This window comes from Burkholderia sp. MSMB1826 (assembly GCF_001526325.1).
Lineage (GTDB): Bacteria > Pseudomonadota > Gammaproteobacteria > Burkholderiales > Burkholderiaceae > Burkholderia.
This window is the reverse complement of the sequence record NZ_LOYN01000048.1, coordinates 17,274-39,972: the sequence shown is the minus strand read 5'-3', so window position 1 is coordinate 39,972 and position 22,699 is coordinate 17,274. Positions and strand designations below refer to the sequence as shown.

General features: G+C 68.0%; 18 protein-coding genes and 1 pseudogene. 11 read left to right on the top strand and 8 right to left on the bottom strand.

The window, feature by feature from the left end:
* Positions 1-244 precede the first annotated feature (244 nt).
* The 4 genes and pseudogenes from WS95_RS27790 to WS95_RS27775 form a co-directional block, all read right to left on the bottom strand.
* The gene (locus tag WS95_RS27790) at positions 245-709 is read right to left on the bottom strand and encodes a GNAT family N-acetyltransferase (RefSeq protein ID WP_179950238.1); all 465 of its coding nucleotides are present in this window, start codon (positions 707-709) and stop codon (positions 245-247) included.
* Between the two features lie 146 nt (positions 710-855).
* A complete protein-coding gene (locus WS95_RS27785; RefSeq protein ID WP_059827238.1) occupies positions 856-1,227 on the bottom strand; it encodes a nuclear transport factor 2 family protein in 372 nt (123 codons plus the stop codon).
* A 55-nt stretch (positions 1,228-1,282) separates the two neighbouring features.
* Complete coding sequence (locus tag WS95_RS27780) at positions 1,283-1,882, bottom strand: hypothetical protein (RefSeq protein WP_034209433.1); 600 nt, start codon at positions 1,880-1,882, stop codon at positions 1,283-1,285.
* Between the two features lie 239 nt (positions 1,883-2,121).
* Positions 2,122-3,126: pseudogene (locus tag WS95_RS27775) on the bottom strand (AraC family transcriptional regulator).
* A 143-nt stretch (positions 3,127-3,269) separates the two neighbouring features.
* On the opposite strand from WS95_RS27775, the gene WS95_RS27770 reads away from it, so the two are divergent.
* The 3 genes from WS95_RS27770 to WS95_RS27760 are packed head-to-tail and all read left to right on the top strand — an operon-like array spanning position 3,270 to position 6,927.
* Positions 3,270-4,937, top strand: a complete 1,668-nt coding sequence (locus WS95_RS27770) for an acyl-CoA synthetase (protein WP_059827237.1) — start codon at positions 3,270-3,272, stop codon at positions 4,935-4,937.
* 13 nt (positions 4,938-4,950) lie between these two features.
* Positions 4,951-5,718 (top strand): 3-hydroxyacyl-CoA dehydrogenase, encoded by a 768-nt coding sequence (locus tag WS95_RS27765; RefSeq protein ID WP_059827235.1) that lies wholly within the window; start codon positions 4,951-4,953, stop codon positions 5,716-5,718.
* 18 nt (positions 5,719-5,736) lie between these two features.
* On the top strand, positions 5,737-6,927 hold the full coding sequence (locus WS95_RS27760; protein ID WP_059827233.1) for an acetyl-CoA C-acetyltransferase: 1,191 nt from the start codon (positions 5,737-5,739) through the stop codon (positions 6,925-6,927).
* A gap of 108 nt (positions 6,928-7,035) precedes the next feature.
* On the opposite strand, the gene WS95_RS27755 is transcribed toward WS95_RS27760, so the two are convergent.
* On the bottom strand, positions 7,036-7,728 hold the full coding sequence (locus tag WS95_RS27755; protein WP_059827231.1) for a TetR/AcrR family transcriptional regulator: 693 nt from the start codon (positions 7,726-7,728) through the stop codon (positions 7,036-7,038).
* A gap of 320 nt (positions 7,729-8,048) precedes the next feature.
* Here WS95_RS27755 and WS95_RS27750 point away from each other — a divergent pair, with 320 nt between their 5' ends.
* The 8 genes from WS95_RS27750 to WS95_RS27715 all read left to right on the top strand — a co-directional run bounded on the left by WS95_RS27750 (position 8,049) and on the right by WS95_RS27715 (position 18,615).
* Entirely contained in the window at positions 8,049-9,329 is a 1,281-nt protein-coding gene (locus WS95_RS27750; protein WP_059782465.1) for a Zn-dependent hydrolase, read from the top strand.
* A gap of 127 nt (positions 9,330-9,456) precedes the next feature.
* A complete protein-coding gene (locus WS95_RS27745) occupies positions 9,457-10,794 on the top strand; it encodes an NAD(P)-dependent oxidoreductase (protein ID WP_034209426.1) in 1,338 nt (445 codons plus the stop codon).
* 55 nt (positions 10,795-10,849) lie between these two features.
* Positions 10,850-12,166: an NAD-dependent dihydropyrimidine dehydrogenase subunit PreA gene (gene preA / locus WS95_RS27740; protein WP_059827229.1), complete on the top strand. Its 1,317-nt coding sequence runs from the start codon at positions 10,850-10,852 to the stop codon at positions 12,164-12,166.
* A gap of 100 nt (positions 12,167-12,266) precedes the next feature.
* The gene (locus WS95_RS27735; protein ID WP_059827227.1) at positions 12,267-13,775 is read left to right on the top strand and encodes an NCS1 family nucleobase:cation symporter-1; all 1,509 of its coding nucleotides are present in this window, start codon (positions 12,267-12,269) and stop codon (positions 13,773-13,775) included.
* Positions 13,776-13,840: 65 nt separating this feature from the next.
* Positions 13,841-15,298 (top strand): dihydropyrimidinase, encoded by a 1,458-nt coding sequence (gene hydA / locus WS95_RS27730; protein ID WP_059827225.1) that lies wholly within the window; start codon positions 13,841-13,843, stop codon positions 15,296-15,298.
* Positions 15,299-15,546: 248 nt separating this feature from the next.
* The gene (locus tag WS95_RS27725) at positions 15,547-16,821 is read left to right on the top strand and encodes a NupC/NupG family nucleoside CNT transporter (RefSeq protein ID WP_059782476.1); all 1,275 of its coding nucleotides are present in this window, start codon (positions 15,547-15,549) and stop codon (positions 16,819-16,821) included.
* A gap of 68 nt (positions 16,822-16,889) precedes the next feature.
* Positions 16,890-18,206, top strand: coding sequence for a thymidine phosphorylase (gene deoA / locus WS95_RS27720; protein WP_059827223.1), 1,317 nt, complete (start codon positions 16,890-16,892; stop codon positions 18,204-18,206).
* 19 nt (positions 18,207-18,225) lie between these two features.
* Positions 18,226-18,615 (top strand): cytidine deaminase, encoded by a 390-nt coding sequence (locus WS95_RS27715; protein ID WP_027786232.1) that lies wholly within the window; start codon positions 18,226-18,228, stop codon positions 18,613-18,615.
* A 21-nt stretch (positions 18,616-18,636) separates the two neighbouring features.
* On the opposite strand, the gene WS95_RS27710 is transcribed toward WS95_RS27715, so the two are convergent.
* From WS95_RS27710 to WS95_RS27700, 3 genes are all read right to left on the bottom strand, one after another.
* Positions 18,637-19,752 carry an aromatic ring-hydroxylating oxygenase subunit alpha gene (locus WS95_RS27710; protein ID WP_034209420.1) on the bottom strand — a complete coding sequence of 372 codons (1,116 nt, stop codon included), beginning with the start codon at positions 19,750-19,752 and terminating at the stop codon, positions 18,637-18,639.
* Between the two features lie 250 nt (positions 19,753-20,002).
* Positions 20,003-20,746 (bottom strand): peptide-methionine (S)-S-oxide reductase MsrA, encoded by a 744-nt coding sequence (gene msrA, locus WS95_RS27705; protein WP_034209518.1) that lies wholly within the window; start codon positions 20,744-20,746, stop codon positions 20,003-20,005.
* A gap of 55 nt (positions 20,747-20,801) precedes the next feature.
* Entirely contained in the window at positions 20,802-22,664 is a 1,863-nt protein-coding gene (locus WS95_RS27700) for a cytochrome c biogenesis protein DipZ (RefSeq protein WP_059827221.1), read from the bottom strand.
* Positions 22,665-22,699: the final 35 nt, after the last annotated feature.

The window sequence follows — 22,699 nt, the reverse complement described above, 5'->3', positions numbered from 1 at the left end:
CCGAACAGGACCGTGAAACGACTCTACGCCGATGATAGTGCGGATTCCCGTGTGAAAGTAGGTAATCGTCAGGCTCCCTAAGCCAGAAACCCCCGCCCGAAAGGCGGGGGTTTTTGCATTGGCGCGGTGGAAGTGCACTAGGCCCGGCGACGCGCTATCCGGCACGAGCCTGGGGCGTGGAAAACGTCTTCATGCCCCTGTCCGACCGACCGAATTCCGATATTTCTCCGTCGCAACGCCCTCGTCAGACCGTGATCCGCAAGATCGGAAAAAATCTGCCCGGAATGGCGCTCGATTCCTGTTCGCCAATCTTTTCAGCTCCCAGCGCCAGATAGAACGGCGCAGCATTGGGATCCGCTTCGATCACGAAGCTTTTGATTCCTCTCGCAGCGGCTTCGGCCCGAACTGATTCCCACAGCGCATGGGCGATGCCCTGGCCCATGTGATCGGGATGAACGAACAACCATCCGGGCGTCGGTCTATCCGAATCCAATGACGCTCGGACCCAGAACCCGATGATCGACCCGCCCGATTCCGCGACGTAACCGATCGCTCCTTCGATCGTCTCCGGCGAAATCGCAAGATCGTTTTGCCACAAGTCGAGCCATTCCTTCGGATAGCCCCAATGTGCCTTCGAAAGGCGCGCCAATTGCGTGAGTTCGTCCGCGTCCGCGGCACGCGCAGGACGCACGGTAAATAGCTCGTTCATTTCGACTCTCGTCATGGCCGATACCACCATGGTCGGCGATTTCATCAGTGCATCATCCGGATCGCGGCGTCTCACCGCTCGATCGACAACCGGCCCGCTCGCAGCAGCATTGCCTGACGCGGCTCATCCGCACACGCTCGCCGCAGCTACATGACCTGCGATGCATGCCCGGCGATGACGCGCCAGTTGGCGCCCGATCGACGCCACAGGCGCGTATAGGCAAACGTGCCGGCGAATGCCGTGCCATCGAAACGACCGGTGAGGGTCGCTCGCGTCGTGGTCAGGATCATCCCGTCGATCGCGCATGCGTGCATTTCGTGGACGTCGAGTGTGTCGAGACGCAGTAGCTTCGCGCGATGCGCGGCCAGGTCGTCCTCTTTCGAGATGATCTGGCCGGTCGGGACCGTGAACACCAGATCGTCGTCCAGCAGCGTGTCGAGCACATCGACGTCGTTGGCCAGCATCGCGGCGCGGAGCGCAGTTTCGCTGGGTTCGATGACGGTACGGATTGCATCCATGTCAGGCCTCGCATCATTTTCGGAAGGGAAGCGGTACGGCGGCGACGAATGCAGCCTACCGCGCATTCGACAACGACTGACGCCGGACGAGCATCACCAGGCAGATGCCGATCGACGCGATGAGGTTGACGGCCGGATAGAACGCGACCGCGACACTCCATGTGCTCAGCGCCAGCAACGCCAGCGCGTACTTGAGCACGCACAGCGCGAAATAGGCGAGGCTCTCGCTCCACGGATCGCGGATCGTCTTGCGCACGGTCGGGCCGAGGCCGGCAAGCTCGATCAGCGTAACCAGGCAGATCGACACAGTCGGATCGTCGGTCAGCATCCACAGCGGAATGGCCGATAGCGCCGCGCACAGGAACAACCAGTCGAGGCCCGTCCAGCCGCGCTCGCCGCGAAACAGGCTGGCGATCAGCGTCAGAAAGCATGTGACGGCAATCGCCGCCGTGCACCATGCGGACGGTCCCGCGCCCGCGACGAACTGGCCGGCGGCCGCGATCGCCGTGACGACCGACCACACGAGCCACGTGAACAGATGCGGGCGAACGGTCCGTCGGTAGATCGCGAGCGCGTAAGGAATCGCTGCCAGCAACGACACGGCCGTTCCGATCACGCCGAAGATCGAAGCGGCGCTCTCAGCGGTATTCACCATCGACGCAACCTCGTTCGGACGGGCCGACCAGTATGTGGTCAGACGGAACGGGGTGCAACGTCATGCCACGCTCCGTGGTGCGGTGAGCGCTACGCAGAATCTCACCGGAACGCAAGGGCGGCCACGTGCCGAAGACGCTCGAGAACTATCTCGGCGAGCAGACCTTGCGCAAGGGGCTGGAAAAAGGCAGAGCCGGGCGTATCGACGGCACACGACGAGACGCTCGCGCCCACCGGCATTCACGACTCCGCTTCCGCCGCATGCACGTCGCGCCGATAGGCGCCGGGGCTCGTGCCCGTCCATTTCCGGAACGCGCGATGAAACGCGCTCGGCTCGGTGAAGCCGAGCTCGGCCGCGATCTCCGCGACGCTCAGCGTGTGCCCGCGCAGCAGCGACTGTGCGAGCGCGCCGCGCAACTCGTCCTTGATCGCCGCGAAGCTTTGCCCTTCGCTGCGCAAACGCCGTCGCAGCGTCGCCGGCGTCGTGTCGAGGTACACGGCCAGCGTGTCGAAGTCGGGCCACTCGGCGGCCGGCCGCGCCTTCAGGTGCGCGCGCGTCTTCGCGACCCAGCCCGTGTCGTGCCGGTAGCGCACGAGCAGATTGCCGGGCGCGCCGCGCAGGAAGGTCTTCAGCGCCTGCTCCGAACGGATCGTCGGCAGCGCGAGGTATGCGGCATTGAACGCGAGCCGGCTGTCGGGCCGCTCGAAATGCACGGGGACGCCGAAGAACTGATGATAGTCGCTGCGCTGGCCGGGGCTCGGGCACGCGAAATCGATGCGCTGCAGCGGGATGCGCCGGCCGATCAGCCAGCACGCGACGCCGAGCAGGATCAGTCAGAACGTCCGGTACGCAAACGCCGGGTACGGCGCGCCCGATTGCGCCAGCACGATCTGCGCCTGCCCGTCAGCCACGACAAGCTCGCCGTGCGGCTCGTCGAGCACGACCCGCAGAAACTGCAGCGCGCGCCGCAGCGCCTTGTCGAGCGTGCCGGCATGTAGCACCGCATGGCACAGCAGCGTAAAGCTGCCGCGCCGCATCGGGCGCGCGGCGAGCCCGAAGAATTCGTCGTCGAGCGCGCCGGCGATCGCGAGCCATAGCCGGCCGTACTGTTGCGGCGTGACGGGCGCGTGCACGGTCGCCGGCAGCCCGGCGGTGCGCAGCACGGGCGCGGTCGGCAGACCATGCCGGCGCAGGCACGCGAGCGCATCGTCGACGAAATCCGGCGAAATCATCTGCGGCCCCATTTCCCAGCACCCTCCCGGCATGGCAAAAACGATCACGATTCTAGATTCCGTTTGTCATTGATTGCAATGTAGCGGCTGTCTACTATCGATGTATCCCCGTCGCGCGCTGGCTCGACGGCGGCCATAACGAACAGGAGACGCGCATGCCCGAAGGAGCTACCGCCCGGCCGGTGCCGGCCTATGCCGACGCCGTGGCCCGGTTCAGTATCGAGACCGCCGCCGCGCAACTGAACGGCGATCTGGAGCGCGGCCTGAACGCGTGTGTCGAATGCTGCGACCGCCACGCGAAGGCGGACGCGATCGCGCTCGACTGGATCGACGCCGCCGGGCAGCACCGCCGCTTCACGTTCGCGCAGATGCAGGCGTTGTCGGCCCGGGTCGCTAACCTGCTGGTCGCACAGGGCGTGAAGCCCGGCGACGTGGTGGCCGGCCTGCTGCCGCGCACACCGGAGCTCGTCGCGACGATCCTCGGCACGTGGCGCGCGGGCGCCGTGTACCAGCCGCTGTTCACCGCGTTCGGCCCGAAGGCGATCGAGCATCGGCTGCGCATGAGCGGTGCGCGGCTCGTCGTGACCAACGTCGCGAATCGCGCGAAGCTCGACGAAATCGCCGATTGCCCGTCGGTCGCGACGGTGCGCGAAGCGAGCGACATGCTGCCGGACGGCGACATCGATTTCCGGGCGATGCTCGAGGTGCAGTCCGACAGGTTCGAGCCCGTACTGCGCAAGGGGTCCGACCTGTTCATGATGATGTCGACGTCCGGCACGACGGGTCTGCCAAAGGGCGTGCCGGTGCCGCTGTATGCGTTGCTCGCGTTCGGCGCGTACATGCGCGAAGCGGTGGATCTGCGCGCCACCGACCGGTTCTGGAATATCGCCGACCCGGGCTGGGCGTACGGGCTTTATTACGCGATCACGGGCCCGTTGCTGCTCGGTCATGCAACGACGCTCTACGAGGGCGGCTTCACGGTCGACAGCACGTACGACGTGATCGAACGGCTCGGCATCACGAGCCTCGCGGGTTCGCCGACCGCGTACCGGATGCTGATGGCGGCCGGCAACGAAGCGGCCGCGCGGCTGAAAGGCCAGCTGCGCGTGGTCAGCAGTGCCGGCGAACCGCTGAATCCGGAAGTCGTGCGCTGGTTCCACGCGGCGCTCGGTGCGCCGATCCACGATCACTACGGCCAGACCGAGCTCGGCATGGTCGTGAACAACCATCACGGCCTCACGCATGTCGTGCACGTCGGTTCGGCCGGCCTCGCGCTGCCCGGCTACCGTGTTGCGGTGCTCGACGAAGCCGGCCGCGAACTCGGCCCCGGCGAGCCCGGCACCCTCGCGATCGACATCGCGCGCTCGCCGCTGCTGTGGTTCTCCGGCTACTGGCAGCAGGACACGCCGGCGATCGCGGGCGGCTACTACCGGACCGGCGACAACGTCGAGCTGGAGCCGGACGGCACCGTGAGCTTCATCGGCCGCTCGGACGACGTGATCACGTCGTCGGGCTACCGGATCGGTCCGTTCGACGTCGAAAGCGCGCTGATCGAGCATCCGGCCGTCAGCGAGGCCGCCGTGATCGGCGTGCCCGACCCCGAGCGCACTGAAATCGTGAAGGCGTTCGTCGTCCTGTCGAAAGGGTTCGACGGCACGTCGGAACTGGCCGAGGAATTGAGTCTGCACGTGAAGCGGCGGTTGTCCGCTCACGCTTATCCGCGCGCGATCGACTTCGTCGACGCGCTGCCGAAAACCCCGAGCGGCAAGATCCAGCGCTTCGTGTTGCGCAAGATGGAAGCCGAGAAGGCCGCTCAACCCTGAATATGGACTGCGAATGAATATCAAGGATCGCGTTTTTCTGATTACGGGCGCAGGTTCCGGCCTCGGCGCCGCGGTGGCGCGCATGGTCGTCGCGCAAGGCGGCAAGGCCGTGCTGCTGGATGTCAACGAAGAAGCGGGCGCGAGCCTCGCGAACGAACTCGGCGCGGCCGCGCGGTTCGTGAAGACCGACGTGACGAGCGAAGCCGACGGTCAGGCGGCCGTCGCCGCCGCGCGCGACGCGTTCGGCCGTGTCGACGTGCTCGTCAATTGCGCGGGCGTCGCACCGGGCGAGAAGGTCGTGGGCCGCGACGGCCCGCATTCGCTCGACCGCTTCGCGCGCGCGGTGTCGATCAACCTGGTCGGCACGTTCAACATGATCCGGCTGGCGGCCGAAGCGATGTCGAAGCAGGACGCCGACGCGGAAGGCGAGCGCGGCGTGATCGTCAATACGGCGTCGGTCGCGGCGTTCGACGGGCAGATCGGACAGGCCGCGTATGCGGCGTCGAAGAGCGGCGTGGTGGGCATGACGCTGCCGATCGCACGCGAGCTCGCGCGCTTCGGCATTCGCGTCGTGACGGTCGCGCCCGGCATCTTCGCGACGCCGATGATGGCCGGCATGCCGCAGGACGTGCAGGACGCGCTCGGCAAGAGCGTGCCGTTCCCGCCGCGGCTCGGCCGCCCGGAAGAATTTGCGGCGCTGGTGCGCCACATCGTCGAGAACACGATGCTGAACGGCGAAGTCATCCGTCTCGATGGCGCGTTGCGCATGGCACCGCGCTGACACTGGAGGAAGCGAATCATGACGACTCAGGATCCGATCGTAATCGTGGGCGCGGCGCGCACGCCGATGGGTGGTTTTCAGGGCGACCTGGCGGCAGCCAGCGCGAGCGACCTCGGCGCGGTGGCGATTCGTGCCGCGCTCGAGCGCGCGAACGTGCCGGCCGAACGCATCGACGAAATCGTGTTCGGCTGCGTGCTGCCGGCCGGGCAGGGGCAGGCGCCCGCGCGACAGGCCGCGCTGAAGGCCGGCCTGCCGCTCGCGGCGGGCGCGACCACGGTCAACAAGATGTGCGGTTCGGGGATGAAGGCGGCGATGTTCGCGCACGACCTGCTGCTGGCGGGGTCGGCGGGCGTCGCCGTCGCGGGCGGGATGGAGAGCATGACGAATGCGCCGTACCTGCTGCCGAAGGCGCGCGCGGGCATGCGCATGGGGCATGGGCAGGTGCTCGACCACATGTTCCTCGACGGGCTCGAGGACGCCTATGAAAAGGGCCGCCTGATGGGCACGTTCGCCGAGGATTGCGCGCAGGCCTACCAGTTCACGCGCGACGCGCAGGACGCGTTTGCGATTGCATCGCTCACGCGCGCACAGCGCGCGATCGCCGAAGGGCATTTCGCGTCGGAAATCGCGCCGGTGACCGTCAAGGCCGGCAAGACGGAAAGCGTCGTGTCGATCGACGAGCAGCCGGGCAAGGCGAAACTCGACAAGATTCCGACGCTGAAGCCGACGTTTCGCGACGGCGGCACGGTGACGGCCGCGAACGCGTCGTCGATCTCGGACGGCGCGGCCGCGCTCGTGATGATGCGCCGCTCGGAAGCCGAGCGCCTCGGCCTCACGCCGAAGGCGGTGATCGTCGGGCATTCGACTTATGCGGACAAGCCCGGCCTGTTCGCGACCGCGCCGATCGGCGCGCTGCGCAAGCTGTCGGAGAAAACCGGCTGGAACCTGCGCGACGTCGACCTGTTCGAGATCAACGAAGCGTTCGCGGTGGTGCCGATGGCCGCGATGCGCGACCTCGACCTGCCGCACGAGAAGGTCAACGTACACGGCGGCGCGTGCGCGCTCGGGCATCCGATCGGTGCATCGGGTGCGCGCGTGATGGTGACGCTGCTGGCCGCGCTCGAAACGTACGGCCTGAAGCGCGGTATCGCATCGCTGTGCATCGGCGGCGGCGAAGCGACGGCCATCGCGATCGAGCGCATCGCGTAACGCATCGTTCGCACGCAAGCTGGCGCCGACACGGGCGGCGCGTATCGCACGGAACATCCCCGTGTGGTGCGCGCCGCCCGCTTTTATTCGGTGGATCGCCGTGTCGCGTTACGACTTCGCATGCGGCGACACCGCGCCGCACGCGCGAATCACGAGCTGCACGACCTGCTCGGTCTTTTCGTCGAACGCCTTCTTCGTGAACGCGCGCTTGCCGCTCAGCGCGCGAATCTGCGCATCGAAATCCGCATAGTGCTGCGTGGTCGCCCAGATCAGGTACATCAGCGCATGCGGGTCGATCGGCGCGAGCAGGCCGCGCGCGATCCAGCCTTCGATCACCTTGATGCGCGTGTCGAACCACGGCTTCACGCGTTGCGACAGGATGTCCTGCATGTGCTCCGCGCCGTGGATGATCTCGTTGGCCCAGACCTTCGAGCCGAGCGGGCGCCGCTGCGACAGCGCCATCTTCGCGCGCACGTAGCCGCCGATCGCCTCCACCGGATCGTCGCCGGCCTCGAACGAGCCGGCCGCGTGATGCCAGTCCTCGAACAGGTCGTCGAGTACGCGGCGGTACAGCGCGAGCTTGGTCGGGAAGTAGTAGTGCACGTTCGCCTTCGGCAGGCCGGCGCGCTCCGCGATCATCGCGGTGCTGGCGCCGGCGAGCCCGCGCTCCGCGAATACGGCTTCCGCGCACGCGAGCAGATGCGCTTCGTTGGACTCGCGAATGTGCGCCTTGCGTCGCCGCAAAGGCGCCGGCGTTTCGTCCCGGTCGGTGGCTGCGGTTGTCGCCTCGTCATGTCTCATCGTTACCCTCGCGCGGCGGGCATGCCGCGTTGGGCTTCATTCTAGCCGCTGATTCGCGTCGCGCACACGCGCGGAGATGCCGCCGCTCCACGGCGATGCTGCGTTGCGATGGCACGTTTCTCGCTCAGGTGCGTCGCGCAAGAAAGACGTTGCGCTGGTCATTTTGATCGTCTAAAACCTGTCCAATCGGACAGGATTTAACGCGTTTCGCGAACCGGCGGAGCATGCACCGCGTCCGGGCGGCGTGCCCCGAAACAGGCCTCGCGTGCACCGGCACGGACCGGGCCGACGACATCACCGACCCCACAGGAGCGATACGAATGAACGCAGTATCGGAAACAGTGAAGCGGGCAGCTTTCGACACGTCGATCAAGGTCGACGGCAAGCGGTTGTGGGAGAGCCTGATGGAGATCGCGAAAATCGGCGCGACACCGAAAGGCGGCGTGTGCCGACTCGCGCTGACCGATCTCGACAAGGCCGGCCGCGACCTGATCGTCGGCTGGGCGAAGGCCGCCGGCTGCACGGTGACGGTCGATACGATGGGCAACGTGTTCATGCGCCGCGCGGGCCGCGTGGCCGACGCGGCGCCGGTCGTCACGGGCTCGCACGCGGATTCGCAGCCGACCGGCGGGCGTTTCGACGGCATCTACGGCGTGCTCGGCGGCCTCGAGGTGATTCGCAGTCTCAACGATCACGGCATCGAGACCGAGCATCCGGTCGAGGTCGTGATCTGGACCAACGAGGAGGGCTCGCGCTTCGCGCCCGCGATGGTCGCGTCGGGCGTGTTCGCGGGCGTGTTCCCGCTCGAATACGGGTTGTCTCGCAAGGACGTCGACGGCAAGACGATCGGCGAGGAACTGGCGCGCATCGGCTACGCGGGCGACGTGCCGTGCGGCGGGCGCAAGCTGCATGCGGCATTCGAGCTGCATATCGAGCAGGGGCCGATTCTCGAAGCGGAATGCAAGACGATCGGCGTCGTGACCGACGCGCAGGGGCAGCGATGGTACGAGATCACGTTCACCGGCCAGGAAGCGCACGCGGGACCGACGCCGATGCCGCGCCGCCGCGACGCGTTGCTCGGCGCGTCGCGCGTGGTCGATCTCGTCAACCGGATCGGCCTCGATCATGCGCCGTTCGGTTGCGCGACGGTCGGCATGATGCAGGTCCACCCGAACTCGCGCAACGTGATTCCCGGCCGCGTGTTCTTCACCGTCGATTTCCGTCATCCGGACGACGCCGTGCTCGCGAAGATGGATGCGGCGCTGCGCGACGGCGTCGCGCGCATCGCGGCCGACATCGGGCTCGACACCGAACTCGAGCAGATTTTCTATTACAAGCCGGTCGCGTTCGATCCCGCCTGCGTGGCGGCCGTGCGCGACGCGGCCGAACGCTTCGGCTACTCGCATCGCGACATCGTGTCGGGCGCGGGCCACGACGCGTGCTATCTGGCGCAGGTCGCGCCGACGTCGATGGTGTTCGTGCCCTGCGTCGACGGCATCAGCCACAACGAGATCGAGGACGCGACGCCCGCATGGATCGAGGCCGGCGCGAACGTGTTGCTGCACGCGATGCTGTCGCGCGCATGCGAGCCGGCTTCATGACGAACCGACCGTAGCAGCCGCGAGGCTGCCTGGAGTTCGAAATTCGCAGGCCTAAGCATGACCGCCCCGACTGTGCATTCGCAGCCGGCGGGGACGGCTTTGTCTCCACCCAGTCGAAGGAACGCGTATGACCACCAAGCCAACCGGCGATATCGCCGCGCATCGCCTGTCGTCCACGCAACTCTCGTGCGAGTTCGCCGATATCGCGCCGCTGCTCGATCCGACTGCCGCGGCGGCCGCCGCGAGCCGCTGCCATTACTGTTACGACGCGCCGTGCGTGCACGCGTGCCCGACGCAGATCGACATCCCGAGCTTCATCCGCAAGATCGGCAACGGCAACCTGAAAGGCGCGGCGATGGACATCCTGTCCGCGAATCCACTCGGCGGGATGTGCGCACGCGTGTGCCCGACGGAGATCCTGTGCGAAGGTGCATGCGTGCGCAACCATCAGGATGCGCAGCCGGTTGCGATCGGCGCGCTGCAGCGGCATGCGACCGACTGGGCGATGCAGACGGGCGCGGTGCAGTTCCGGCGCGCGCCCGAGACGGGCCGCCAGGTGGCGGTGGTCGGCGCGGGGCCGGCCGGGCTCGCGTGCGCGCACCGGCTCGCACTCGCCGGGCACCGCGTCACGCTGTTCGACGCGCGCCCGAAGGCCGGGGGCCTCAACGAATACGGGATCGCCGCATACAAGACCGTCGACGATTTTGCGCAACGCGAGGTGGAGTGGCTGCTGTCGGTGGGCGGCATCACGCTGGAAACGGGCGTGGCGCTCGGACGCGACGTGACGCTCGACGCGCTGCGCGAGCAGCACGACGCGGTATTCCTCGCGATGGGGCTCGGCGGCGTGCGTGCGCTCGCGATCGACGGCGAGCAACTGGGCGGCGTGATGAATGCGGTCGATTTCATCGAGCAGGTGCGGCAGGCCGACGAGCTCGCGAACGTGCCGGTCGGGCGGCGCGTGGTCGTGATCGGCGGCGGCAATACGGCGATCGATGCGGCGGTGCAGAGCCGCAAGCTCGGCGCCGAGCGCGTGACGATGGTGTACCGGCGCGGCGTGGACGCGATGAGCGCGACGTGGGCCGAGCGCGAGTTCGCGCAGAAGAGCGGCGTCGCGCTCGTCACGCACGCGAAGCCGGTGCGCATGGCGGGCGCGAACGGGCAGGTGACGGGCGTCGAATTCGAGGCCGCATCGGGCGAGCGCTTCACCGTCGACGCGGACATGGTGCTGAAGGCGATCGGCCAGACGCTCGTGCCGGACGGTATCGCGGCCATGTTGCTGACCGCGGACGGCGCGCGTATCGCGGTGGATGCGGACGGGCGCACGGCACTGCCGGACGTATGGGCCGGCGGCGACTGCGCGGCGACCGACGGCGTCGACCTCACGGTACAGGCCGTGCAGGACGGCAAGCGCGCGGCTGCGTCGATCGACGCGACGCTCGCCGCGCGCGCCGCGAAGGCGGCCTGAACGCGCGGCGCACCGCCGGCACACCGAACACGACCCCCTTCTCACGGAGCCGAACATGGCCGATCTTCGCTGCACCCTCGCAGGCATCACTTCGCCGAACCCCTTCTGGCTGGCGTCCGCGCCGCCGACCGACAAGGCCTACAACGTCAATCGCGCGTTCGAGGCCGGCTGGGGCGGCGTCGTCTGGAAGACGCTCGGGCTCGATCCGCACGTCGTCAACGTCAGTTCGCGCTATGGCGCGGTGCAGTGGAACGGCCAGCGCATCGCGGGGCTGAACAATATCGAGCTGATCACCGACCGTCCGCTCGACGTGAACCTGAGAGAAATCGCGCAGGTGAAGCGCGACTGGCCGGACCGCGCGCTGATCGTGTCGCTGATGGTGCCGTGCAACGAGTGCGACTGGAAATGGATCCTGCCGCTCGTGGAGGATACCGGCGCCGATGCGGTCGAGCTGAACTTCGGCTGCCCGCACGGGATGAGCGAGCGCGGGATGGGCGCGGCGGTCGGGCAGGTGCCCGAATACGTCGAGATGGTCACGCGCTGGGTGAAGGAAGGCACGAAGCTGCCATGCCTCGTGAAACTCACGCCGAACATCAGCGACATCCGGATGGGATCGCGCGCCGCGTACAAGGGCGGCGCGGACGGGGTGTCGCTGATCAACACGATCAACTCGATCGTCGCGGTCGATCTCGACCAGATGGCGCCGGTGCCGACCGTCGACGGCAAGGGCACGCACGGCGGCTATTGCGGCCCGGCGGTCAAGCCGATCGCGCTGAACATGGTCGCGGAGATCGCACGCGATCCGGAAACGCCGAACCTGCCGATCTCGGGCATCGGCGGCATCTCGTCATGGCGCGACGCGGCCGAGTTCATGGTGCTCGGCGCCGGCAGCGTGCAGGTGTGCACCGCCGCGATGCATTACGGCTTCCGGATCGTGTCGGATCTCGTCGACGGGCTGTCGAACTGGATGGACGAGAAGGGCTACGCGACGCTCGACGACATCCGCGGCCGCGCGGTGCCGAACGTGACCGACTGGAAATACCTGAACCTGAAGTACGACATCAAGGCGCGCATCGACCAGGACCGCTGCATCCAGTGCGGGCTGTGCCATATCGCATGCGAGGACACGTCGCACCAGGCGATCACGGCGACGAAGGACGGCGTGCGGCATTTCGAAGTGATCGATTCGGAGTGCGTCGGGTGCAATCTTTGCATGCATGTGTGTCCGGTCGAGCAATGCATCACGATGGAGCGCGTCGATTCGGGCGACTACGCGAACTGGACCACGCATCCGAACAATCCGGCGAGCGCGGATGCCGGTGCGAGCGGCGGTCCGGCGGCCGCGCCCGAGAAGCACGCGAAGGCGGCCTGACCGGCGTCCGGCGGCGCGGAAGGTGCCGCGCCGCCGCTTTTCGTTTCCCCGGGCCGGCATCGCACGATGCCGGCGCCGACGTTTTCGTGGAGTGCGATCGATGAAATCCGCAGCGAATCCCGCCGATCCCGACAGCGCCGCGGCGCACGGCGGCAGTCTGTACAACGACGACCTCGCGCCGACGACGCCGGCGCAGCGCACGTGGAAGTGGTACCACTTCGCGGCGCTGTGGGTCGGGATGGTGATGAACATCGCGTCGTACATGCTCGCGGCCGGGCTGATCCAGGAAGGCATGTCGCCGTGGCAGGCGGTGACGACGGTGCTGCTCGGCAACCTGATCGTGCTCGTGCCGATGCTGCTGATCGGCCATGCGGGCGCGAAGCACGGAATTCCGTACGCGGTGCTCGTGCGCGCGTCGTTCGGCACGCAGGGCGCGAAGCTGCCGGCGCTGTTGCGCGCGATCGTCGCCTGCGGCTGGTACGGTATCCAGACCTGGCTCGGCGGCAGCGCGATCTACACGCTGCTGAACATCCTGACCGGCAATGCGCTGCACGGCGCGGCGCTGCCGCTCGTCGGCATCTCGTTCGGGCAGCTCGCGTGCTTCCTCGTGTTCTGGGCGCTGCAGCTGTACTTCATCCTGCACGGCACCGATTCTATCCGCTGGCTCGAAAGCTGGTCCGCGCCGATCAAGGTCGTGATGTGCGTGGCGCTCGTGTGGTGGGCGACGTCGAAGGCGGGCGGGTTCGGCTCGATGCTGTCGGCGCCGTCGCAGTTCGCGGCGGGCGGCAAGAAGGCCGGGCTGTTCTGGGCGACCTTCTGGCCGGGCCTGACCGCGATGGTCGGCTTCTGGGCGACGCTCGCGCTGAACATCCCCGATTTCACGCGCTTCGCGCGTTCGCAGCGCGACCAGATGATCGGGCAGTCGATCGGGCTGCCGCTGCCGATGGCGCTGCTGTCGGTGGTGTCGGTCGTCGTGACGTCGGCGACCGTCGTGATCTACGGCAACGCGATCTGGGATCCGATCGACCTGACGAGCCGGATGACCGGCATCGGTGTCGGCATCGCGCTCGTGATCCTCACGCTCGACACGATGTGCTGCAACCTCGCCGCGAATCTCGTTGGTCCTGCTTACGATTTTTCGAGTCTGTGGCCGAAGGCGATCTCGTATCGCGCGGGCGGGATGATCACCGCGACGATCGCGATCGTGATGATGCCGTGGAAGATCCTCGCGACGACGGACGGCTATATCTTCACCTGGCTCGTCGGCTATTCGGCGCTGCTCGGGCCGGTCGCGGGCATCCTGATGGTCGACTATTTCCTGATTCGCGGCACGCAGCTCGATACGCGCGCATTGTTCGACGAGGGCGGGGACTTCAGCTACGCGCGCGGCTGGAACCCGGCCGCGCTGGTCGCGCTCGCGGTCGGCGTGCTGCCGAACCTGCCGGGCTTCCTGCATACGGCGTTTCCGGCGTCGTTCCCGAACGTGCCGGCGTTCTTCAACACGCTTTACACGTACGCGTGGTTCGTCGGCCTCGTGCTGGCGTCCGGCGTGTACGGCACCTGGATGAAGCGGCGCGCCGGACAGCGCGCGCAGATCGCGAGCGCATGACGCGCGAGCCGGAGGCGACTCGCGCGCGGCATGCGGCACCCGACAGTCAACGAGGAGGCAACGAAATGGCAATCCTGATTCGTGGCGGCACCGTGGTCGATGCGGACCGTTCCTATCGTGCGGACGTACTCTGCGCGGACCCGCAGGACGGCGGCACGATCCTGCAGATTGCAGAGCGGATCGACGCGCCGGCCGGCGCGACCGTCGTCGACGCGCACGACCGGTACGTGATGCCGGGCGGCATCGATCCGCATACGCACATGGAACTGCCGTTCATGGGCACGACCGCGAGCGACGATTTCTATTCGGGCACCGCTGCCGGGCTGTCGGGCGGCACGACGAGCATCATCGACTTCGTGATTCCGAGCCCGAAGCAGCCGCTGATGGATGCATTCCGCGAATGGCGCGGCTGGGCCGAGAAGTCGGCGTCCGACTACGGGTTTCACGTCGCCGTGACGTGGTGGGACGACAGCGTGCACCGCGACATGGGCACGCTCGTGCGCGAGCACGGCGTGTCGAGCTTCAAGCATTTCATGGCGTACAAGAACGCGATCATGGCCGACGACGAGATTCTCGTGAACAGCTTCACGCGTTCGCTCGAACTCGGTGCGCTGCCGACCGTGCATGCGGAGAACGGCGAACTCGTGTTCCAACTGCAAAAGGCGCTGCTCGCGCGCGGCATGACGGGCCCGGAGGCGCATCCGTTGTCGCGGCCGCCGGAGGTGGAGGGCGAAGCCGCGAACCGCGCGATCCGTATCGCGCAGGTGCTCGGCGTGCCCGTGTATATCGTGCACGTGTCGGCGAAGGATGCGGTGGATGTGATCACGCGCGCGCGCAGCGAAGGGCTGCGCGTGTTCGGCGAAGTGTTGCCGGGCCATCTCGTGATCGACGAGGCCGTCTATCGCGATCCGGACTGGACGCGCGCGGCGGCCCACGTGATGAGCCCGCCGTTTCGCTCGGCCGAGCATCGCGAGGCGCTGTGGCGCGGGCTGCAGTCGGGGCAGCTGCATACGACGGCGACCGACCACTGCGTGTTCTGCGCGTCGCAGAAGGCGATGGGTCGCAACGATTTCACGAAGATCCCCAACGGCTGCGGCGGCGTCGAGGATCGCATGTCGGTGCTGTGGCATCACGGCGTGAATCATGGCCGAATCACGCCGAACGAATTCGTGCGGATCACATCGACGAACGCCGCGCAGATCTTCAACCTGTATCCGCGCAAGGGCGCCGTGCAGGTCGGCGCCGATGCCGACCTCGTCGTGTGGGACCCGGCCGCGACGAAGACGATTTCGGTGAAGACGCATCATCAGCAGGTCGACTTCAACGTGTTCGAGGGGATGACCGTGCAGGGTGTCGCGACGCACACGCTTACGCGCGGCGCACTCGTGTGGGCCGACGGCGAATTGCGCGCGGTGCGCGGCGCGGGCCGTTACCTGAAGCGCCCGCCGGGGGCAGGCTACTACGAGGTGGCACGGATCGCGAACCGTCTGCGCGAGCCGCATCCGGTCGAACGCGCGGGTTGAACGACGCGTGTCGTGCGGGACGTGTCCGTTCGAACGGCACGTCCCGCGCGCATTTTAGGCAGCTAAATAGCATAACTGATCAAGCAGTCGAAGCACGAAAATAGAAACGATCGATGCCATTGATGTCGACGATTTTGGCGACGTTGCCGGCGCACGTATCGTGCGAGTAACATCCACCCACCCGATCACGCGGGTCGCGGGCACGGGTCGCCCGCCGAACAGTTCAAATAGTGAGAAAGGAGCACAAGGTGGATATTCTGCGCAGTCTCCTCGGTATGCTGTTTCTGTTGCTGGTCGCGTATCTGCTGTCGAACAACCGCCGCGCGGTCAGCGTGCGAACCATGATCGCCGCGCTGCTCACGCAGTTCGCGATCGGTGCGCTGGTGCTGTTCGTGCCGTCGGGGCGCGCGGCGCTGGCCGCAGCCGCGAACGGCGTCAATCGCGTGCTCGACATGGGCAATCACGGCATCGCGTTCGTGTTCGGCGGGCTGGTCGACGCGCGGATGTTCCAGTTGTTCGGCGATGGCGGATTCGTGTTCGGCCTGCGCGTGCTGCCGATGATCATCTTCGTCACCGCGCTGATCTCGGTGCTGTATTACATCGGCGTGATGAAGTGGATCGTCGCGATCCTCGGCGCGGGGCTCGCGAAAGTGCTCGGCGTGAGCCGCATCGAGGCGTGCTCGGCCGTCGCGACGATCTTCCTCGGGCAGAGCGAGATGCCCGCGCTCGTGAAGCCGTTCGTGCGCAACATGACGAGCGCCGAGATCTTCACGGTGATGGCGAGCGGCATGGCGTCGGTCGCGGGCTCGGTGCTGGTCGGCTACGCCGGCCTCGGCGTGAAGATGGAGTATCTGCTCGCCGCATCGTTCATGGCGGTGCCGGGCGGGCTGCTGTTCGGCAAGCTGCTGTTTCCGACCGTCGAGCCGAGCCGCGTGGTGGTCGACGGCCTCGATTTCGACGACAAGCGGGCCGCCAACGTGATCGAGGCGGCCGCATCCGGCGCATCGGTGGGCCTGCGGATCGCGATCAACGTCGGCGCGATGCTGATCGCGTTCGTCGGGCTCATCGCACTGATGAACCTGATCGTCGGCGGCGCGGCCGCGTTCGCGGGCTTTCCGCAGGTCACGCTGGTCGGCATCATCGGCCACCTGTTCGCGCCGCTCGCGTGGATCATCGGCGTGCCGTGGCACGATGCGGCGCTGGCCGGCAACTTCATCGGCGAGAAACTGATCTTCAACGAATTCGTCGCGTACGGCGACCTGTCGCCGTATCTGAAGGGCGGTGCGCACGCGGCGGCGGCCGGCCTCCAGGTGCTCGACGCGAAGACGCTCGCGATCGTGTCGTTCGCGCTGTGCGGCTTCGCGAACTTCTCGTCGATCGCGATTCTCGCGGGCGGCTTCAGCGCGGTCGCGCCCGAGCGCCGCTCGGACGTCGCGCGGCTCGGCTTGCGCGCGCTGACGGCGGCGACGCTGTCGAACCTGATGAGCGCGGCGATTGCCGGCCTGTTTTTCTCGCTGCATTAGCGCCTGTTCACGCCGATAACAGGCTCCAAGCCATGCAGTAGACTCCGATCGATCGAAGCGAGGCAACGATGTTTCTACCGCAGGAATTCATTCGCAGGAAGCGCGACGGGCAGCCGCTCGATCGCGACGGCATGGCCGCGTTCGTGTGCGGCGTGACCGACGGCAGCGTGACCGAGGGCCAGGTGGCCGCGTTCGCGATGGCCGTGTATTTCAACGACCTCAGCACGGACGAACGCGTCGCGCTGACGCTCGCGCAGCGCGATTCGGGCGACGTGCTCGACTGGCGTGCGCTCGATCTCGGCGGGCCGGTGATCGACAAGCATTCGACGGGCGGCGTCGGCGACGTCGTGTCGCTGATGCTCGGGCCGATGGTGGCCGCGTGCGGCGGCTACGTGCCGATGATCTCGGGGCGCGGGCTCGGCCATACCGGCGGTACGCTCGACAAGCTCAGCGCGATTCCCGGTTACGACGTGATGCCCGATACGGACGCGTTTCGCCGCACGGTGCGCGAGGTCGGCGTCGCGATCATCGGGCAGACCGCGCGGCTCGCGCCGGCCGACAAGCGCATCTATGCGATCCGCGACGTGACGGCGACCGTCGAATCGGTCGCGATGATCACCGCGTCGATCCTGTCGAAGAAACTCGCGGCAGGGCTCGACGGGCTCGTGATGGACGTCAAGGTCGGCTCCGGCGCGTTCATGCCGACTCCGGAGAAATCGGCGGAACTGGCGCGCAGCATCGTCGACGTCGGCAACGGCGCCGGCATGAAGACGACCGCGATCCTCACCGACATGAACCAGTCGCTCGCGCCGTGCGCAGGCAACGCGCTCGAGGTGGCGTGCGCGATCGACTACCTGACGGGCAAGTCGCGCCCCGCGCGCTTGCACGACGTGACGATGGCGCTGTCGGCCGAACTGCTCGTCACCGGCGGGCTGGCGCGCGACGCCGCTCACGCGCGCGAGCAGCTCCAGCGCGCGCTCGATTCGGGCGCGGCGGCCGAGCGTTTCGCGCGCATGGTCGTCGCGCTCGGCGGCCCCGCCGACCTGATCGACGCACCCGCGCGGCATCTGGCGCGGGCCGCGGTGATCGTGCCGGTTCCGGCGCCCGCGGGCGGCGTGGTGCAGCGCGTCGATTGCCGCGCGCTCGGGCTGGCGGTGGTCGCGCTCGGCGGCGGCCGCACGCGCGCGGAGGACGCGATCGACGTCAGCGTCGGCCTGTCGGCGCTCGCGGAGGTCGGGCAGCGTATCGGGGCCGGCGAGCCGCTCGGCATCGTGCATGCCCGCGACGAAGCGGCCGCGGCCCACGCGGCGGATGCGATTCGCCGCAGCTACGTGCTCGGCGAGACCGGCGAAGCGCCGCCGACCCTTTACCGGCAGATCGGCTGACCCTGCCCCGGAGACCTCGATGGAACGAGACGAACTGATCGAACAGGCGAAGGCGGCGCGCGACCGCGCGTATGCGCCGTATTCCCGCTTCAAGGTCGGCGCGGCGCTGCAGGCGCGCGACGGGACGGTTTTCCACGGCTGCAACGTCGAGAACGCGTCGTACGGACTGTGCAATTGCGCGGAACGCACGGCGCTGTTCGCGGCGATCGCCGCCGGTTATCGGCCGGGCGATTTCGCGCGGCTCGCGGTCGTCGGCGACACGGACGGACCGATCGCGCCGTGCGGCGCATGTCGTCAGGTGATCATCGAGATCGGCAAGCCCGACATCGAAGTGATTCTCGCCAACCTGAAAGGGGCCGTCGAGATCACGACGGCCCGCGCGTTGCTGCCGGGCGCGTTCACGCTGTAACGGCGCGCCGCAGGCGGCGCCTTACGCGCTGTCGCGGGCGTCGCGGATCGGGATCACGGTGCGTGCGCCGCACTGGCGCAGCAGGTCGCGCAACTCGTTGATGACCGGAAACACTTCGTGGTTCCAGTCGGCGCCCTGGCGATCGTGCGCTTCCTGTTCGCGTTCGACGATCCAGCGATCCTCGCGGAAGATGCGCTCGGTGAACCACACGAGCAGCGGCCATGCGAGATCGAGTGCGAACGGGATGCCGGGCTTGTGGATCGACAGCAGCCCGAACGTGCGGTTGGTGCGCTGCTCGGCGTCGAGCGGCACGTAGACGATCCACAGATCCATCACGAGCGTGCCTTCGCTCGAGCGAATCTGCAGCGTCTGGTACGGATAGCCGGTGCGCACCGTCATCACGCTCTTGTTGGCCTGGTCGCCGGGCTTCTTGCTCGAACCGAACACGAGCGCCTCGCCGACCGGCTGCTTGCCTTCCATCCGCGCGAACGTGTAGTCGACCTCGACCCAGTCGTCGCCGCGGCGGCGGCCCACCGAGCGCGCGCGCATCTGCCCCATCTGCTTGCGATGCAGGAACTGATGGTTCATGTCCATCAGGTTCTCGTGCATGAACGAGTAGTGGCACTTGACCTCGCGGCCGAAGCGGCGCGTCTTGTACGCGCGGTTGTCCGCGGATTCGAGCGTGGGGAACGGTCGTGCTTCGGCGAGCGTGGCATCGCCCGGGAACACGAAGATCAGCCCGTGCGCTTCGCGACACGGATACGCGCGCACGCCGTTGGGCAAGCGCTCGCGGCCGAGGTAGGGCACGTCGACGCAGCGGCCGCTGTCGCACGCGTAGGTCCAGCCGTGGTAGCAGCAGCGCAGCGTCTCGCCGCTCACCACGCCCGCGTGCAGCGGCACCTGGCGGTGCGCGCAACGATCTTCGAGCGCATACACGGCGCCCGATTCGGTGCGCACGAGCACGATCGGGTCGCCGGCGAAGCGCACGCCGAGCGTCTTGCCGCGCTTGAGCTCGCGCGACCATGCGAGCGGGTACCAGTGATCCGGATGAATGGGCACGCGGCGCAGGTCGCGCACGACCGCGCCGGTGGACGGCTCTTCGAGGGTATTGCTGTCAGGCAAGGGCACTGCGCGCATGCGTGACGCCTCCTGGCTTGGCGGGTGGTCCGGACGCCGCGTCATGCGGCGAGGATCAGGAGAAGTCTACGCGAAGTTGCCGGCGACGGCGGACGCGATGCGGGTTTGCCCCGGCATCGCGCGCACCGATTCGTTGATGCGGCGCAAAGAGGCAGCCGCCGGTGCGTGGCGGGGCGGGCCGCCGCGGCCGTGCGGCGGGCGGCATCCCGTCACGCAGCCGGGCGGTGGTCGCGAGCGGCTCGCAAGCGGCTCACGAGCGCGCTTCGCGCCACAGTACCGCGTCGGCACGGTACAGCGCCGGGAAGCGCTGCTTCAGCCCGGCGACCTTCGGCAGGTCGTTGAACGCGATATACGGCGCATCCGGATGCAGTTCGAGGTAGTTCTGGTGATAGGCCTCGGCTGGATAGAACCCCTTGTACGCCTCGACGCGCGTGACCACGGGCGCCGGAAACACGTGCGCGGCGCCGAGCTGCGCGATGTACGCGGTCGCGACCGCGCGTTGCTGCGCGGTGGTCGGGAAGATCGCGGACCGGTACTGCGAGCCTTCGTCGGGGCCTTGCCGGTTCAGTTCGGTCGGATCGTGCGCGACCGAGAAGAATACCTGCAGCAGCCGGCCGTACGTGATCTGGGTCGGGTCGTAGACGATGCGCACCGATTCCGCGTGCCCCGTCAGCCCCGAGCCGACCAGCGCGTAGTGCGCGGTTTCGGACGCGCCGCCCGCGTAGCCTGCGGTGACCTGTTTCACGCCCTTCACGTGCTCGAACACGCCCTGGACACCCCAGAAGCAGCCGCCGGCGAGCACGGCCGTCTCGTCGTGCGACGCGCCGGGCGTTTCGTCGAGCGCCGGCGCGGGCACGGTGCGCATCGGCTCGGCGGAGTTGACGATGCGCTGGTAGCCGAACACGGCGGCTGCCGCGACAGCGATTGCGCCGATGCGGCGCAGCATGGCCGCACGTCGTCGTGCGGCGGCATCGCGAATAGGGATCGGGTTCATCTTTTGCTCCTTCGACATGCGTCGAGAAATGTGTCCAGAAATGCGGCGGCCGCGATCAACCGAAAGTGAATGCATACGCATCGACCCCCGGATCGAGGAACTCGATCGAGAACGTGCGATCGGCGATCGCGCCGGGCTGCCGGACGAGCTGGTACAGGCGCTGGCCGGTGACGGTGCCGTAGCCCTGCGCGTCGACGTCGGCGCCATGTGCGGCGCCGGGCGCCGCGCCGTCGAGCGTCACGCGAAAGCGCACGGGCCGGCCGTTCGTGCCGGGGCCGAGCACGAGATGCAGATCGCGCGCATGGAAGCGGTAGACGATCCGGCCATCCGGCGCGGCGAGCGACGCGCGTTCGGCGCCGACGTTCCACGTGCCCGCGAGGCCCCAGACGTTGAGATCCGGCCGGGCCGGCACGTCGTAGCGGTGCGCCGCATCGCGTACGACGCCGCCCGGCGATGCGAAGCTTTCCGCGCGCGCATAGCCGACATAGGTTTCGGGCGAACGGACGTCCGCGCTGTCGGCGGCCGCGAGCGCACCCTTCGCGGGCGCGCCGGCGAGCCCGAGCGGCACGTTCAGCGCGTCCGGATAACCGGCTTCGGCGAGCAGCGACTGGATCGCGCGTTCCGATTGTGCGTATTCGCCTTCGCCGAAGTGGTGATGACGGATCCGTCCTTGCGCGTCGATGAAGTAGTGCGCGGGCCAGTATTCGTTGTTGAACGCGCGCCAGATCGAATAGCCGTTGTCGATCGCGACCGGGTAGTCGATCCCGAGGTCGTGCACGGCCTTCTTCACGTTGCCGATGTCGCGCTCGAACGCGAACTCCGGCGCGTGCACGCCGATCACGACGAGCCCGTACGGCGCATACTTGCGCGCCCACGCGGTCGTGTACGGCAGCGTGCGCAGGCAGTTGATGCACGAATACGTCCAGAAGTCGACCAGCACGACCTTGCCGCGTAGCCCGGCCGCCGTCAGCGGCGGCGAGTTCAGCCATTGCACGGCGCCGTCGAGCGACGGCAGCGTGCCTTCGACCGGCAGCGCGGCCGCGGGGGCGCCGGCCGCACGCATCATCGCGCCGCCGGCCATCGCACCGCCGCCGGCCTGCGCGCCGTCGGTTGTTGCGGCGGCCATCATTGCACTGCCCGTCGCGTTGTCGGTGGCGCCGGTCGCGACCGTTGCCGCCGGCGCGCCGTTCGAGCGTCCGCCGAGGCGGTCGACGAGTTTCGTTTCGAGCCCGCCGGTGGTGACGGTCGACAGTTGCGCGAGGGCGCCCGTGTCGAGACCGAGCGCGATCGCGCCGACACCGGCCAGGAGCGCCGCGCCGATCCCGCGCCGGATCCATTCGCCGGCGCCGAGCGAGCGCTTCATCGCGGCGAACACCTTGCCGCCGATCACGAGCGCAACGCCGAGCGACGTCGCCGCGCCGGCCGCATACGCGACGAGCAACAGCGTCGTGCCGACGCTCGCGCCGCGCAGCGCGGCGCCGGTCAGCACGAGGCCGAGGATCGGGCCCGCGCACGGCGCCCACAGCAGGCCCGTCGCGACGCCGAGCAGCAGCGACGACGCCGGGCCGGCCGGGCGGCCGTCGCGTTGCGCGAACCCGGTGAGCCGGTTGCCGGCGGCGACGAGCGGGCGCGTCAGGTGTTCCGCGAAGCGCGGCATCAGCAACGTCAGGCCGAACACCGCGAGCAGCACGATCGCGATCCAGCGGCCGGCCTGGTTGGCCTGCGCGACCCAGCCGCCGCCGACGGCGGCGAGCGTCGCGACGACGGCGAACGTGAGCGCCATGCCGGCGAGCAGCGGCAGGCCGGTGCGCACGAACGGCTGGTCGGCGCGCGCGAACACGAACGGCAGCACGGGCAGGATGCACGGGCTCAGGATCGTGAGCACGCCGCCGAGATAGGCAAGGACGATGAGCAGCATGGTGCGTTCTCCAGTCGGACGGGAGTGGGGCCTGG

Bases quoted from the DNA above. Each gene is read 5' to 3' on its own strand.
- WS95_RS27770 (WP_059827237.1), top strand. From the start codon at position 3,270: ATGCCCGAAGGAGCTACCGCCCGGCCGGTGCCGGCCTATGCCGACGCC.
- deoA (WP_059827223.1), top strand. From the start codon at position 16,890: ATGTTTCTACCGCAGGAATTCATTCGCAGGAAGCGCGACGGGCAGCCG.
- WS95_RS27760 (WP_059827233.1), top strand. From the start codon at position 5,737: ATGACGACTCAGGATCCGATCGTAATCGTGGGCGCGGCGCGCACGCCG.
- WS95_RS27735 (WP_059827227.1), top strand. From the start codon at position 12,267: ATGAAATCCGCAGCGAATCCCGCCGATCCCGACAGCGCCGCGGCGCAC.
- WS95_RS27785 (WP_059827238.1), bottom strand. From the start codon at position 1,227: ATGGATGCAATCCGTACCGTCATCGAACCCAGCGAAACTGCGCTCCGC.
- msrA (WP_034209518.1), bottom strand. From the start codon at position 20,746: ATGAACCCGATCCCTATTCGCGATGCCGCCGCACGACGACGTGCGGCC.
- preA (WP_059827229.1), top strand. From the start codon at position 10,850: ATGGCCGATCTTCGCTGCACCCTCGCAGGCATCACTTCGCCGAACCCC.
- WS95_RS27750 (WP_059782465.1), top strand. From the start codon at position 8,049: ATGAACGCAGTATCGGAAACAGTGAAGCGGGCAGCTTTCGACACGTCG.
- WS95_RS27745 (WP_034209426.1), top strand. From the start codon at position 9,457: ATGACCACCAAGCCAACCGGCGATATCGCCGCGCATCGCCTGTCGTCC.
- WS95_RS27755 (WP_059827231.1), bottom strand. From the start codon at position 7,728: ATGAGACATGACGAGGCGACAACCGCAGCCACCGACCGGGACGAAACG.
- WS95_RS27765 (WP_059827235.1), top strand. From the start codon at position 4,951: ATGAATATCAAGGATCGCGTTTTTCTGATTACGGGCGCAGGTTCCGGC.
- WS95_RS27710 (WP_034209420.1), bottom strand. From the start codon at position 19,752: ATGCGCGCAGTGCCCTTGCCTGACAGCAATACCCTCGAAGAGCCGTCC.
- WS95_RS27715 (WP_027786232.1), top strand. From the start codon at position 18,226: ATGGAACGAGACGAACTGATCGAACAGGCGAAGGCGGCGCGCGACCGC.
- WS95_RS27780 (WP_034209433.1), bottom strand. From the start codon at position 1,882: ATGGTGAATACCGCTGAGAGCGCCGCTTCGATCTTCGGCGTGATCGGA.
- WS95_RS27700 (WP_059827221.1), bottom strand. From the start codon at position 22,664: ATGCTGCTCATCGTCCTTGCCTATCTCGGCGGCGTGCTCACGATCCTG.
- WS95_RS27790 (WP_179950238.1), bottom strand. From the start codon at position 709: ATGAACGAGCTATTTACCGTGCGTCCTGCGCGTGCCGCGGACGCGGAC.
- hydA (WP_059827225.1), top strand. From the start codon at position 13,841: ATGGCAATCCTGATTCGTGGCGGCACCGTGGTCGATGCGGACCGTTCC.